This is a genomic window from Myroides fluvii, from assembly GCF_009792295.1.
Lineage (GTDB): Bacteria > Bacteroidota > Bacteroidia > Flavobacteriales > Flavobacteriaceae > Flavobacterium > Flavobacterium fluvii_A.
Genome location: NZ_CP039934.1, coordinates 3,716,873 through 3,731,756 on the forward strand (window position 1 = coordinate 3,716,873; position 14,884 = coordinate 3,731,756).

General features: G+C 34.4%; 13 protein-coding genes and 1 pseudogene. 5 read left to right on the forward strand and 9 right to left on the reverse strand.

Translation table 11 applies throughout. The annotated features are described in order from the left end of the window. Positions 1-295: 295 nt before the first annotated feature. Genes FBR08_RS16440 through FBR08_RS16460 form a run of 5 tightly spaced genes read right to left on the reverse strand, consistent with a single transcriptional unit; the run spans position 296 to position 4,864 of the window. Positions 296-1,594 (reverse strand): hypothetical protein, encoded by a 1,299-nt coding sequence (locus FBR08_RS16440; RefSeq protein ID WP_158964055.1) that lies wholly within the window; start codon positions 1,592-1,594, stop codon positions 296-298. Continuing rightward, complete coding sequence (locus FBR08_RS16445; RefSeq protein WP_158964057.1) at positions 1,591-2,379, reverse strand: fibronectin type III domain-containing protein; 789 nt, start codon at positions 2,377-2,379, stop codon at positions 1,591-1,593. Before FBR08_RS16445 ends, FBR08_RS16440 begins: the two co-directional genes overlap by 4 nt. Before the next feature lie 4 nt (positions 2,380-2,383). Continuing rightward, entirely contained in the window at positions 2,384-3,040 is a 657-nt protein-coding gene (locus FBR08_RS16450; RefSeq protein ID WP_158964059.1) for a hypothetical protein, read from the reverse strand. An 11-nt stretch (positions 3,041-3,051) separates the two neighbouring features. Next, a complete protein-coding gene (locus FBR08_RS16455) occupies positions 3,052-3,576 on the reverse strand; it encodes an outer membrane beta-barrel protein (RefSeq protein ID WP_158964061.1) in 525 nt (174 codons plus the stop codon). A 55-nt stretch (positions 3,577-3,631) separates the two neighbouring features. After that, on the reverse strand, positions 3,632-4,864 hold the full coding sequence (locus FBR08_RS16460) for a hypothetical protein (protein WP_158964063.1): 1,233 nt from the start codon (positions 4,862-4,864) through the stop codon (positions 3,632-3,634). A gap of 577 nt (positions 4,865-5,441) precedes the next feature. Here FBR08_RS16460 and FBR08_RS16465 point away from each other — a divergent pair. Further along, entirely contained in the window at positions 5,442-7,457 is a 2,016-nt protein-coding gene (locus FBR08_RS16465) for a BCCT family transporter (RefSeq protein ID WP_158964065.1), read from the forward strand. A 64-nt stretch (positions 7,458-7,521) separates the two neighbouring features. On the opposite strand, the gene FBR08_RS16470 is transcribed toward FBR08_RS16465, so the two are convergent. Both FBR08_RS16470 and nhaA read right to left on the reverse strand, forming a co-directional pair. Then, positions 7,522-8,856 (reverse strand): DUF389 domain-containing protein, encoded by a 1,335-nt coding sequence (locus FBR08_RS16470; protein ID WP_158964067.1) that lies wholly within the window; start codon positions 8,854-8,856, stop codon positions 7,522-7,524. Next, on the reverse strand, positions 8,846-10,186 hold the full coding sequence (nhaA, locus tag FBR08_RS16475; RefSeq protein WP_158964069.1) for a Na+/H+ antiporter NhaA: 1,341 nt from the start codon (positions 10,184-10,186) through the stop codon (positions 8,846-8,848). Before nhaA ends, FBR08_RS16470 begins: the two co-directional genes overlap by 11 nt. A gap of 536 nt (positions 10,187-10,722) precedes the next feature. On the opposite strand from nhaA, the pseudogene FBR08_RS16995 reads away from it, so the two are divergent. From FBR08_RS16995 to chrA, 3 genes and pseudogenes are all read left to right on the forward strand, one after another. After that, positions 10,723-11,260 (forward strand): annotated as a pseudogene (locus FBR08_RS16995) (transposase); the annotation flags it as partial. Between the two features lie 109 nt (positions 11,261-11,369). Then, positions 11,370-12,167: a helix-turn-helix domain-containing protein gene (locus tag FBR08_RS16485; protein WP_158964071.1), complete on the forward strand. Its 798-nt coding sequence runs from the start codon at positions 11,370-11,372 to the stop codon at positions 12,165-12,167. 78 nt (positions 12,168-12,245) lie between these two features. Beyond that, a complete protein-coding gene (gene chrA, locus FBR08_RS16490; protein ID WP_158964073.1) occupies positions 12,246-13,376 on the forward strand; it encodes a chromate efflux transporter in 1,131 nt (376 codons plus the stop codon). Between the two features lie 6 nt (positions 13,377-13,382). Here chrA and FBR08_RS16495 read toward each other — a convergent pair whose 3' ends face one another. Both FBR08_RS16495 and FBR08_RS16500 read right to left on the reverse strand, forming a co-directional pair. After that, positions 13,383-13,961 carry a lipocalin family protein gene (locus FBR08_RS16495; RefSeq protein WP_158964075.1) on the reverse strand — a complete coding sequence of 193 codons (579 nt, stop codon included), beginning with the start codon at positions 13,959-13,961 and terminating at the stop codon, positions 13,383-13,385. Further along, positions 13,894-14,301 carry a hypothetical protein gene (locus FBR08_RS16500; RefSeq protein WP_158964077.1) on the reverse strand — a complete coding sequence of 136 codons (408 nt, stop codon included), beginning with the start codon at positions 14,299-14,301 and terminating at the stop codon, positions 13,894-13,896. Before FBR08_RS16500 ends, FBR08_RS16495 begins: the two co-directional genes overlap by 68 nt. A gap of 232 nt (positions 14,302-14,533) precedes the next feature. Here FBR08_RS16500 and FBR08_RS16505 point away from each other — a divergent pair, with 232 nt between their 5' ends. Then, a complete protein-coding gene (locus FBR08_RS16505; protein WP_158964079.1) occupies positions 14,534-14,800 on the forward strand; it encodes a hypothetical protein in 267 nt (88 codons plus the stop codon). Positions 14,801-14,884 lie beyond the last annotated feature (84 nt).

The following is a 14,884-nucleotide window of genomic DNA, read 5'->3' on the forward strand; positions in this document are numbered from 1 at the left end:
AACTTAAGACGTCTTATAGTAAATAAAATGTATTTTTTATGTTAAAATAAATAAATCTAAATAACTTCTTTTACTAAGAAAGAAGGATGTAAAAAAGGGAAGTTCCTCTGATTTCCTTGCATAAGTCTTTCTTTTTTTACTTATCCATTAGTTTGATTTGGTATTATGCCTTGCAAATGTACTCCGCCCATCTACCCCATACTGCGCAAAACCTCCCTGCAGTTGAATTAAACTACAAGGAGGTAACATTTATGAGAAAAATTAAGGGTTAAATGAGAATAAGCTCCAAGACTGTTTACTGTTTTTCAACAACAAACAAAGCATTAGCATAAGTACTATATTCTCCCGAAGACAAATTAAATGCTTGATTATTTTTCCAGTACTTAGCCACATAGTTTGATCCCTTTCCATCGTTTTCATATCCTATAATATGCGTGGTATCTTGATGTAAAACAATATCATTGGCCCTAGACTCTTGTTTACCTTCTCCTAAAGGCAAGAATTCCTTTACTCCATTCTTCCAATAGGTAGCTACATAATGACGTCCATTACTTACCTGCCCAACCAAATGTGCAATTCCATTATCTATAACCACAGCATTCGCATAAGAAGATGACTCACCACCATCAAGATAGTGCAGGATGTGATCCTTCCAATAGACTGCCTTACCATCAAAATGTCCGGCCACATAAACGCTTCCAGCATCCAGGAACATGGCACGAGCATTAGCACTCTTTTTTCCATCCGATAGATGAACAGCAACGCCATTTTTCCAATACTTAGCTGTTTCAGGTCCGTTATCGTTCTTTTGAGTAGCTCCAGCTACATAAACATCACCCTGCTCAACAGTAATCGACACGGCACCTCCGTAATTACCCGAAGTGTTTAAGCTTATCTCTGTACCGTTTTTCCAGTATTTGGTTGTAACTTCCACACCGTCATATGACGTTCCTGCTACATATACATCCTCACCATCGACAAATATTCCACTCGCTATATTGTATTGACTTCCATCTGTTAATTCATAACGAACGCCATTTTTCCAATACAAAGCAGTAGGATTATCATTGGGGTTATAACTATCCATTTCATAACCTGCGATATATACATTTCCTTGATTGACAAAAATGTCCGTAGCAAAAGCGTGTCTTGTACCATCCGTGAGTACATGTAGTTTTTTATTTTTCCAGTAGACCGCTCTGTTTTTTCCATCGACATACTGATTTCCTACAATATAAAGATCGGTTAAACTAGTCGATACCTTGATCCAAAGTTCCTCACTATCCAAGTACCCTTCTTTTTTTGCGACAACCTTGTAGTTTCCTTCTTTTTCAAAAAGATATGAACTACCTGTTATGGGTTGATCATCAATGTAAATAGCAGCTTCTATTGCGGCATCTTCAAGGTAAACTTTGAAAGTTACTTCCTCATTTTCTTCTACTTCAGACAGGGAGCTGAACAAATTCAACTGCTTATCTTCTACAACTTCAACCTCTTGATGGATACCATCGTCCTTTGAACAAGACCAAAAAATAGCCATAAAGCATAGCATTAGCCCTAGGTAGATTCTAAACTGTTTCTTTTCTTTTTTCATTTGTATTCTTCTTTTAGTGTATTCAAGTGAGAACCTTCTTCCGTTCTTTTAAAAACATTCCGCAAATTACCTATGGATAACTGGAGTGTTGTACTCGTTAGCTGGGTTATTCTCATAGGTACTTCACCAGCTTTAGTAGTAATGAATAAAGTGTCCTTACCCACTAGTCGATAGGTACTCGCCAGTATCTCACTATCTACACAACCTTCCTCTTCCTCTTCATAGGATTGACCTAAAAAGGTATAATCAGCGAAAAAATGATAAAACGATTCCCTTTCACAAGCGGTTAAAGACACCTCCACTTCACCTCTAAACTCCTTATCTCTCATCCATTTACCACGGATAAACTCTTCGGTTGTAAGTTTACGTGTTTTAAACACACCTATTTTACTATTACTCGTATTTCCTTTAGCGTCTTTGGCAACAACATACCAATAGTAAGTTGTATCAGGGCTGAGTATATTTTGTAAACGATAGGTGGTTGTTCTTAAGTTTTCTACAGGCCTACTTTGTGGTAAATCAATCGTATCCAAATACAAGGTATAATATATTTCTCGGTCATCCGATAGACGAATTGCCTGCCATTCAAAGGTAAGTCCTTCAAAATCCACCTCCATTAATTGATCTGCTGGTGTTAGCAATACCGCTTGTTCTAGTTCAACATAAGCTGCATCATCATTCTTTGAACAGCTTAAAAAAAGTGCTATTCCTACCATTATTCCAACCAAGCGCCTGCCTTGTTGAAACAAGGTATTTCTCCCATTTTTCATTCTTATTGTACCCATGAGACTATAAATTAAATTCAAATACTTCAGTGATAGTAAATTTTCCTTCGGTCATATTCAACTTAGCTCCTATTCCATCAAGCGGATATACATCAAAACTGAACGTACCTGAAAGTTTTGTATAACCTTCCACTCCTGTTGGATAGCCAAAAACGGTTTGCTCCCCAACCTCAGCACTTGTTATTTCTAAAGTTCCTACTTGTTTATCCGGATGATTGGCATCACCTGAAACATAGGTTGTCGTAGCGCGAAGGGCTCGATCCGAATTAAAAATGCCCCATGCAGTCCCTACTTCGAATTCTTTAAGGACAAGCGGATAGACCCCCTTAGGATCTTTAAACTTCTGCGCTGGAATTGCTACATATAATCCCATAGTTTCAACAAGATCCTCTTCAGTAGCGCTGTTGGTATCTATAATGCTGTGTGCACTAATGTAAAGGTAAAAATAAATTTCTCCTTGTGTATTTTCTTGTTGCTCTGTAAGGAGGGTAGTCAAACTAGACTGCCAATCTTCTCCATTTACCTTCATAGACAATTGGGTTTTCCCTTCTCCTAGAGACGTTGAATCCGCCAAATCATTCTTTGAGCAGGAGGTAATCGTCCACCCAAATAGTAGTAAAATAATTAGACTTCCGAAGCTAGTAGTAAAAATTGTTCTCATACTTCATTTTTTTATAAAGAAAAATTATACCCTACACGCAAAGCAAGGAAATTCGTTTGATCAACAAGTTGATAGCGTAGCCCTAAATCCCAATCTCCAAATTCATAACCACCACCTAAGCCAACTGAAAACTTTGTTGCCGAATTCGTTCCAGATGCACCGTCAAATAGACCTGCTACTCCTTTTACATTCACTTTTGATTGCAAAAAAGCAACCCCCACCTGAGGTTCAGCATAGAAGCCACCAAATGTATGGCGATAGCCAAATTGAAGAGGAATCATGCCTACATGTCCACTAACAAACGTATCGCTTTTTACACCAAAATGGATATATCCCAGTGTAGCTGTTAGATCAGCATCCGCATTTAATCCATAAAAGACCTTAGCTGAGGCACCAAAACCAGTAGCGTAGACATCGCCAAAAGTTCCCATAGGCAAGGCTAACTCCGCACCGATGCCCAACTTTCGAAATCCTTCTTGCGCTTGTACCGTATTAAAAAGCAATACAGCAATCATTAAAGTATATATATATTTCATTCTATTTCGTATTTGTATGTTTCGTTTTTTTATTTTAATAAGTTAAATTCTAATGCTATAGCGTTTTACAATCCTCTAATCCTGCTTGATTGACATTGTTATAGGTAATGCGTTCTCCACCTGTTAATACACTAGGTTGCTGTTGATAGAGAACACAAGAAAATATACCTTCAAAATGCGTATCTTCAAGTGATAGTCTACTATTTTTATCAAGTGCTACTGCTCCCCTATACAAATGATATGCTTTAGGATTTCCTCCTGCATGTAGGATTTCAACATGTTTAAGTTGGTTGTTTGGGCTAGAATTATGATAAATAATATTACCCCAACTTCCTGCTGCTGCCGTTTCTCCTCTTATTATAATTTTTTCATCCGCCGTTCCAACAGCTTTTAAGCTTCCCTTAACCACAATTCGCTTATCTGCAGCCATCTCGATAACTGTACCTTTTTCTATTGTTAAATTACCTTCTTTACCAACCTCAAAATTAAAAAGGCCACGAACTAAATACGGAACAGATAGTTTACTCATTGTCTGTGTACCTGAAATGGCTAATTGACTTGAAACCTCTACTTTATTCGAACTATTATCGATAAACCTATTATCTCCTTTTAACAACCCTAAATAAGCCATAGTTAATTGCAAAGGCTTCTCATTTTCTTTAAATGTATTTGTTTCAATGATTGTTTGAGCTTCATTCGTTGTATAATAAAGACTTACCCCCCATCCTTTACAATGCTGTACTAGGTTATTGGTGAACCGTAAACTCGATTGTGCTCCTATTACTATCCCACCTACTTCATTTGTTGCTTTAGAAATAGCTTTTCCACCAGCATATTCTATAATGGTATGAGTCATCTCATTTTTAGGATCATTGGTAGCGAAGAAAATCCCTCCCCAAGACCCTCTTTTTTTATCTACACCTGTAAACGTAATTGGCTTATCTGTTGTTCCTATTGCTTGCAAAGAGCCCTCTCTGGTTATCCAAAACCCTGTATCTGTTTCAAAAGCGATTACAACACCAGGTTCAATAGAGACATTATTTTCAATATTCAAATGACAAGTCACCACATAATCAACTGGAGCATTTGGATTATCTCTTAAAACAGCATCGGGATTTTTACTAAAATAATTACAGTCCAATACAATTGGAGGCTCTACCTCTATCGGATTAGCCTCTTTAGCATCAGTCGCTTGCTCTTCCACACTACAACCTACTACTAAAAGACCTAAAGCTAAAAGCCCTATAGTATAAAAAGGGGTAGCTTTCTTTTTTACGCGTTTCATCATGTTTATTGATCATTTTAAGTTTTACGTTTTTCTTGAGAAATATCAACACACTGAGACTATGGATCACAACAGTTGAACTATTCTTCTCCTAGTTAATAGCAAAAATTAAAAAAGGTAAACATGATTTATTCTTTTTTTTCTATTCAAATTGAGAAACCCGCAAGAACAACCACTTTAAACAAATCACAACCTATTAACTACCAATACAATACAAAAAAACATAAGAGTCATATGAACTAACAAAAAAGAATCAAAAAAAGATAATTAACCATCATCAGCAAAGGATGTATAACCGAACCAATTACATTGTACTAGTCCAATGACTGTTGTTTAACTTCTACTTCTAAACTGTTCGTGCTATTAATACGCCTATATTATTTTTTAATACCTAGGAAAATGAGTAGAATAAAGCAAGCGCACCAATCTTTTGTGCTAGGGAACACAAGTAGATTTTATACCAAACGACATCTTCTTTTCAAAAACTGAACCTTACCTTTCTTTTCTATTTTAAAAAGCTTGATATAAGCTATCATTTTAGCTATTTTTACAAAATAAATAACACCTAAAACAAAGAAATATGTCTTTTTTCCCAAAAATAAGAACAACCTTAAGCAAAGGAGTTATTCTGCCTAGCTTATTATTCATTGTTGGAATAAGTCTGCTAGCTGCTGTATTACCGAGCCAAACCAACCAACTGCTAAATAGTATTAAAAATTTCATTTTTATCAATCTGAATGGGGTATACGTTTGGTCTGTAACAGCATTTATACTCTTTCTCATTTACTTGATGTTTAGTAAATACGGTACGATTAAACTCGGAAGTAATAATAGCAAACCTGAATACTCTTTTTTCTCTTGGATTTCAATGCTATTTGCAGCAGGAATGGGAATCGGTCTAATGTATTTTAGTGTAGCAGAACCCATCCAACATTTTTCAAATGAGGCCTTTAGTGAGCATACGGTCGTACAACGCGCTAGAGATGCTCAAATGTATACCTTCTTTCACTGGGGAATTCACGCTTGGGCTATCTATGCCATAGTGGGATTAGCACTGTCTTATTTTGCTTACCGATATAAACTTCCACTATCCCTTAGAAGTTGCTTCTATCCCTTGTTAAAAGATAGGATAAAGGGAAAATGGGGAAATACAATTGATGTTTTTGCGCTTTGCAGTACTTTTTTTGGTATTACCACTACGTTGGGTTTTGGAGTTGTTCAAATAAACTCTGGTCTTCAGCAATTGGGAATCGTTCCAGAAAATAATTTCATCTATCAAATACTCATTGTAGCTGTCTTGGTATCTTTGTCCATTATTTCTGCTGTAAGCGGTTTAGACAAAGGGGTAAAACTACTAAGCAGTATTAATATTATTGCCGTTGTGATTTTATTGCTTTTCGTATTAATCTTAGGACCAACTGTCTATTTGATTGGAAGCTTTACAGAAGGAATAGGACATTATATTACCAATTTTTTCAATCTAACATTTAACACACACGCTTTCGATGAAAAAACCCAACCCTGGTTTTATGATTGGACTATTTTATATTGGGCATGGTGGATCTCTTGGTCTCCTTATGTAGGACTCTTTATAGCCAAAATTTCAAAAGGGAGAACCATAAAAGAATATATCGCAGCTGTATTACTCTTACCCACCTTATTTAACTTTATTTGGATGTCGGTATTTGGAAATAGCGCCATTTGGTTTGATATGCACATCGCAAATGGAGCTTTAAGCGCTATTGCTAGTAATCCTGATGTTTTGATGTTTAAATTCTTAGATTATTTACCGCTAAGCCAAATTACTAGTTTTCTAACCATTTTAATTATTATTATATTTTTTGTCACATCGGCTGATTCTGGGATGTATGTTATGAATAGTATTGCTACAAAAAATGCTAAAATATCACCCAAATGGCAAACCATTGGCTGGGGTATCTTATTAGCTACCCTATCGTTGTTGCTTTTAAATGCAGGAGGACTCGCTGCTTTACAAAGCATGACACTTATTACGGCTCTTCCATTTTCAATAATTATGCTTTTGTTTATTATCAGCTTAATTAAAGCTTTAACCATTGACCAAAAATATTATGACACTGATTTTTCTAGTACAACAATTACTTGGTCTGGAGACACGTGGAAAGAAAGACTAAAACAAATTGTTTCATTTGATGATAAACAAACCGTACATGAATTTATTGACACCACAGTAAAAAAAGCGTTTGAAGATCTCGAAGCAGAATTTGCAAAAAATAATATCGATGCCAAAATTAACAGGTATGATCATCCTTATAAACTGGAAATAGAAATTAAACACGATCTTATCAACAACTTCATTTATGGAGTGAAAACAGAATCTAAAATTGTTGCAGACTACCTATTAGCTGAAGATAACTTACCCGATGTAGATTCCAATAAAACATTTTATCCCATGTCTTACTTTGGTGATCAACGTCAAGGGTATGATGTTCATATTTTCACTAAAAATGAACTTATTTCAGATGTGCTAAAACACTATGAGCGCTTTATTGAAATTATCTCAGAAAACAAAAACGAAATGTTTGTAAGTAGTAATACAAATCATAAACTTCGATAAAAAAAACAATCCCATGTAAAGTTAATCTTTCACATGGGATTATTTTTTATACGGTTAACCTCTTCTATTTTATTGGACGATTCACCTGGCCTATTAGGGGTTTATTGCCCTGAACAAGTAGTATACTATCCGCTTTTAAGCGTGTTTTTAACCAATCATTGAGCAGTTTACCATCTATTGGAACTTCTTCTTCTTTTTGATTATAAAGAATCAACCAATCCAGTCTAATACTATCAGTATTGCTATATCGTTCTACTTTTCCTATTGATACTTCTGTTAAGCTGGGAAAAAGTATAGTAATTTCATTGATTAGATTAGGCTCATTCACTTTATATTTAGCTAATTCTTTTTTTAAGTCATTAATGATGATATCTTTCTCTGCAAACGATCGATCTTGTTTACTGAGTTCATTTAAAATTTCTGATTTAATATCCTTTTCATCTTGTTTAAATGTAAGCGCTACATTGTCTAGACCTCTTTCTTTTAATAACCTATTGTACAGTAAGACATTATCTTCCGTTAATTTTTTATCTAAAAACGCTAGCTCTACTTTTTTAGGTGTAGTGTTGTAATTAATTCTCTTATAAATCACAGTATACCCTCGATCAATAAACTCAGAATCAATAAACGCCTCAACCGTTTTGGTAAATTTCTTTTCTTGAAACAAAGTATAAGCCAAGTAGAAACTAGGTATAATCATCACTACAATCAACAAACTTATGCCATAGCGTATGCGTCTTTCTTTCTGAGTATCTAAAGTAGATGCTATTGGGTATTTTAAATACTTAATCACTAAAAAAGTAGCAATGCAAATAAAAAAGCAGTTAATAGTATACAAATAAAAAGCTCCGAAAAAGTAACTAATATTAAATGTAGCTAAGCCATAGCCGGCTGTACATAACGGAGGCATTAAGGCAGTAGCGATAGCAACTCCTGGTATAGGATTTCCTTTCTCAACTCTTGTAATAGAAATAACCCCTACAAGACCTCCAAAAAACGCAATCAAAACATCGTAAATTGTCGGAGAAGTACGAGCTAACAATTCAGACTGAACATCCTTAAAAGGACTGATATAGAAATAAATAGCAGAGACTAACAAACTAACAATGGTAGCGATGACTAAGTTTTTTATTGCGATTTTAAGCAATAAAAAATTATACGTTCCCAAGGCAAATCCTGCCCCTACAATTGGTCCCATCAAAGGCGATATTAACATCGCTCCAATAATTACAGCTGTTGAATTTACATTTAGCCCTACTGATGCAATAATAATGGCGCAAGCTAAAATCCATAAATTAGCTCCTTTAAAAGTAATATTAGCTCTAATATTTTCTAGAACTTTCTCCCCTTTCTCTTCTCCTTTATGAAGGTTGATGTAATCAAAAAACCTAGTTGTCATCTGCTATCGTTTTACTTGCTTTGCTCAAAACGCAGTAGCCTATCACTCCCCCAATTATAGAAGCAACAAAAATACCAATCTTGGCTTGAGTCATATATTCCTCACTTGTAAAGGCTAATGAAGTTACAAATAAAGACATGGTAAAACCAATCGCTGCAAGAAGACTTAATCCAAAAAGATTTTTAATATTCATCCCTTCAGGAAAAGGAGCTACTTTTAATTTGACTAAAACAACTGTAAACCCCACTACTCCAACTACCTTTCCAACCAATAAGCCAAGGGCTACTCCAAGGGCTACGTTTGTACTAAACAAAAGGTCAAAATCAATAGCTAAAGACACACCAGCATTGGCTAAAGCGAAAATAGGAATGATTAAAAAAGTAACCATAGGATGCATCATATGCTCTAATCGCTGTAAAGGTGGTGTCGCAGAAGCACTGCTCTTTTCTATTTCTTCCAAAATATGCAACTGCTCATTCGTTAAGGTCGGTTTGGTATTATCGGGATCGATTGCTTTGAATTTACCTAAAAGTCCCTCTATTTTTTCACTAAATACTTGTTCACTAATTCTAACATTAGCCGGAATTGTAAAAGCGGCTAATACCGCTGCAATAGTAGCGTGAACACCAGATAGTAAAAACGCTGTCCATACGCCCCCTATGCCTAAAATAGCATAAAAAAGTATAGATCTAACGCCCAATTTATTACCTAAATACATGATAACCAATATAGAAGCACCTAGTACTAAATGTAAAGTTGAAATCTCAGAAGTATAAAAGAATGCAATAACAAGTACAGCTCCTAGATCATCAACAATCGCTAAAGCCGTTAAAAATACTTTTAGTGTTAGCGGAATTCTACTTCCCAACAAATAAAGTACCCCTAAAGCAAATGCAATATCCGTTGCCATAGGAATTCCCCAACCATTAGACATCTCTCCACTTGGGTTTAAAACAAAGTAAATAGCTGCAGGAACAACCATTCCTCCTAATGCTGCTCCAATAGGTAACATTGCCTTTCTTGGATTCGATAACTCTCCTCCTACAATTTCTCTTTTCAGCTCTAAGCCTACCACAAAAAAGAAAATAGCCATCAATCCATCGTTAATCCAATGATGTAAACTATATTCGAAAAAACTATTTCCAGCCCATTGAAAACCAAATTTATACGCTAAAATATGATGATAATATTCTTTTAAAGAGGTATTGGCTAATATAAGCGCTATAATTACACTTAATCCTAATACCATACCACCTGACTTTTCTTGTTTAATAAATCGTTGTACGGGTGATATCATCCTCTCAATTGGGGTCTGATCTAACTGCCTCATAAAAATAATCCTTCTTTTTTAATGTTATAACTAGTTTACATTTTCAAAAATAAAAAATTAATTTTGCTAGCTACTATAGAACAGCTCTTTCTATGAATTATCAATCATATTTAACTTTTTTAATATTTTAACTGTACTTATAACTCAATCAAAATACAGTTTAATTCTGTATTCATAAATCATGAAAAGAGAGCGTACAAGGCAATATTATCCCCTTATCTGACCTGATTGGTGTTTTTTCACTCCCTGAATTTCCCCGTATAAGGATCAATTTCTTATTTTATCTCCTTTTTTTCGCATTTATCCTTGGGTATTTTCAACAATCTTTTTGATAGACTTATGAAAAAAAGGGACAACCCACAAAAGAGGGCACTGAAAAAGTTCCTTTTCGGTAAAATAAGGTCTCAATAAGAGGTAAACTATATAGCGAATTGCTTTTATAGTTTACCTCTTTCTATTTATCTTTATTTTTTAAACTAGTAATTGTTTTACCAACTGTTAGCTTCTCAACAGTGTAAACTTGGTAACTTTTATTCTTGAGTTCTTACTCAGGTTTATATGATCTTATCGTTCCAAAAGATAAGATCTTACGCAAGATTAATGTTTTAGTAGATTTCTCTTTTGCACATGATGAGCTTATTACTAAGTATTGCTTAGACAATGGTCGTACAGCTGAGTCTCCTATAAAACTTTTTAAGTATCAACTAAAAAAAACTATGATATTTCGGATGTTGCTGTTGTAGAACGTTCTCGATTTGATATGTCATTAAAATACTTTTTAGGGATGGCTCCTGAAGAAGATGTAATCAATGCTAGTATCTTACTAAGTTTAGAAAACTAAGGTTATCGGATACTGATTTATTAAAACTACTTATAGGAGAAACAGTTCGTTTAGCTATAAGCAAAGAGATTATAAAATCCAAAGCAATTATAGTAGATGCTACTCACAGTGTTAATAGATCTCATCCATTTTCAGCTATAGAAGCTTTAAAGATGCGTAGTAGACAATTATGTACAGTCTTATATGATATCGATGAGAAGATCAAGGAAAGCTTACCAAATAAAAATGAGGATTTCATAATTTAACATTACTAATGATAGTAGCCCTTTTTCTTGTCACAATAAATCTTAATTTAGCTCTAAGAGCACGCACTAAAAACTCTAATTTCAAAAACATAACTAATTGAAAAAAATCATTTCCTTAAAAAATAAAATTGAAAAAACGGCGCTAATAAAAGTTTCTCCTTTTAGGCAAGAAATTCGTAAAACAATTCCTCACAAACACAATAATTACTTCGAAATTATTTATTTAAGCAAGGGAACAGGCTTCCATACAATTGATCAAACTGTATTTTCGATAACCCCTCCTACACTATTTTTTATACGAAAGGAACAAGTACATTTTTGGGATATTACAAGTGAACCTAAAGGCTTTGTAGTTCTATTAAAAAAAGAATTCTTACAAGCCTCCTTAGATTATAAATTAAGAGATCTCATTTTCCAATTAAATCCTTTTACTTGCATAAAAATAAATGAAACTCAAAATATCGATGCATTATTTCAACTACTTGTATCAGAGAAAGATTTCACTGTAACAGAAGGTATTCTAAAAGCATTATTGGCTAAGATTATAGCAACAGCTACTTCTTTTTCTACTTCCATCAGTCAAAGCGATACGATTACCTTGTTTCAAGATCTTTTAAAGCAAACAAATAATTTACACAACAGTGTTGCCTATTATGCTAAAAAACTTAAAATGTCACCACAAAATCTAAATGCTATCTGTCGTAAAACACTCCAACAACCCACATCTGAAATATTGGCAGAACATATTATTGGTGAAGCAAAAAGACAACTGCTATACACTGAAAATAGTATTAGTGAAATTGCTTTCAACCTAAACTTTAATGATTCTTCTTACTTCACAAAATACTTCAAGCGCTACGTGGGTATTACTCCTAAATCATTTCGAGAAATGTAAAGTGCCACTCTTTTTTCAAATTCACCCAATTTTAGCTTCTAATTATATCACATTTGTATCATTAAAAAGTTTTAAGATATGAATACCAAACAAGGTGAAGTAAGTCTCAAAGAAATAGCGAAAGTTTTCACTAAACTAGGGAGTATTGGTTTTGGAGGGCCAGCAGCTCATATTGCAATGATGAGAGAAGAAATAGTTGTAAAAAGAGAATGGATGGATGACCAACACTTCTTAGATCTCCTTGGAGCTACGAATTTAATCCCTGGTCCTAACAGTACAGAAATGGCTATTCACATTGGTTATGATAAAGCGGGTTGGAAAGGACTTATAATCGCAGGACTATGCTTTATTCTTCCTGCTGTTATACTTACAGGTTTAGTGGCCTATTTTTATAAAAGTTATGGAAAACTACCCCAAGTTCAACCCTTTATCTATGGAGTCCAACCTGCAATTATCGCTATTATTCTGGGAGCTGTTTTTCCGTTAGCAAAAAAATCTATTAAATCCTCATTCTTAGCCTGTTTAGGTCTTATAGTCTTACTTGCTTCTTTAATGGGCATTAGTGAAATCATTTTGATGTTTGGGGCTGGAATTTTAGCTTATGCCGTGTTTTATATCAATACTACACGAAATACCTTACAAAGTTTTCTTCCCTTACCTTGGTTACTTATCATTCAAAATGTTTTTTACAATACCACCAATATGCAGCTATTTTGGATTTTTCTTAAAATAGGCGCTATACTTTATGGAAGTGGTTATGTGCTATTTGCTTTTTTAGACACAGAACTAGTACAAACAGGCTTACTATCTAAAGAACAACTCATAGATGCTATTGCTGTAGGACAATTCACACCAGGCCCCGTTTTTTCTTCCGTCACTTTTATTGGTTTCCAAATTAATGACGTAACAGGAGCTATCCTATCAACCCTAGCAATTTTTTTACCGTCCTTTATTCTAGTAGCCCTACTAAATCCTCTGATGAAAAAACTACGCAACTCTAAAGGGTTATCTATTTTTTTTGATGCTGTAAACATTGCCTCAGTTGCACTAATTATAGCTGTATGTTTAACAATGACAAAAGAAGTAATAACAGATTGGCAATCACTTGTTGTCGCTTTACTTAGTGGTATCCTCGTTTTTACATTTAAAAAAGTTAATAGTGCTTTTATTGTTTTAACAGGTGCATTGCTTGGGTATTTCCTGTTTTAATTATCACTATTTCGCTTGCTCTTCCTGCTTGACCGATGAACTATCGTTCTGGTCATGTTCAACCCAAATGAAACGAGATACATCATACCCAATCTCTTTCGCTAGGGTCAAGTACTGTTGTTTAATATCTTCCGGTATGCTTTTTTCTCTGGACAAGATCCATACATAATCTAAATTCTTTCCTGCTACTAAGGCATACTGATACGCTGAATCTAATGCAATTACATTATAACCGGAATAAAAAGGACCAAAAAAGCTAACTTTTAATGCTCCTACGTTTGGCTCTCCCCTAAACTTAGCTATGCCTTCAGCTTGTTTCCATTCTTTATCCTTAACGTGAAAACCTCGATTTAAAACTTTGAGATTTCCCTTTTCATCCAAGCTGTATTGAGCGGTGGTATTATTTAAATCTTTTTCAAAATAAAAATCAAACCGCGCAATTTCATACCAAGTTCCCAAATAACGATTAACATCAAAATTTTCAACTGCTTTTGCCTTTTCTGGTATTGGGTTGGTCTTACAAGACACAAACAAGAATGATAGCATCGCAAAAAAGCTTATTCGATATAACAGGTGTAAGTTCATAAGAAATTCGTTTTACCCAAAGGTAAAAAATATATACTAAACACAGTAAATTATATCGTTTATCGGCATCAGTCCGGAAATAGAATAAACAGTTTGACCAACTGACGCCCAACTTGGTCTCCTTACTTTTGTATTTGTTGACCTCTTCTACTGTTCCTACAGATAGAATTTTTCCGTCTTTTACAGCAACCGCCTCTACATAGTTTGGCGTGTCTTCACTCATGGTAATAATATCACCATTGTAATAGATCAAATCTGCTGATTCACTACCGTTAGATTTACATCCAATTAAACTAATCGTTGTACCTACTAGTACAATAGACAATACTTTTCTTATCATAGGCTATAATTTAAATCGCAATGAATTAAGCAAAGTTAAAATCAAATATAAGTACCTTGAAAAATTTAGAATTCAACTTATATCACTTAGAAGTACATTATTTCAACGTATTACTATCTTAAAGTTTTCAAAAATATAGTATTTCGTTTTCCCTCTTGTTCACTTAAAGTTTAAAATCGTATCAGTTCCAATACTTTGCCTAGTAAGTCAATACAAAAAAGCGACATTTACTTTGCGTTTAGGTATAACAGATCACAAAGGACATGGTGATTTCACCATTTCACTTCAGGGCGAAGACTATGAAGGAGAAGCGTTTAATGTAGCTCCCTCATTTTTAAAAACGAAACTGAGAAATACCTTAAAAAAATGGAAGGACAATCCTAAGTTAACCCATATACTTATTAACGAAGATTCGCTGAAAAACAACACCTTCAAAGAGCGCGATACCCGTGTTTTTATCGTTCAAAATTGGGAACTTTCCCCCTTGACGATCAAGTAATAAAAAAGCATTTTCACTACAAGCTATAAACAGCTACAAACCTGACAATTTTAGATACATCCTCCAATACATATTCGTGTTGGA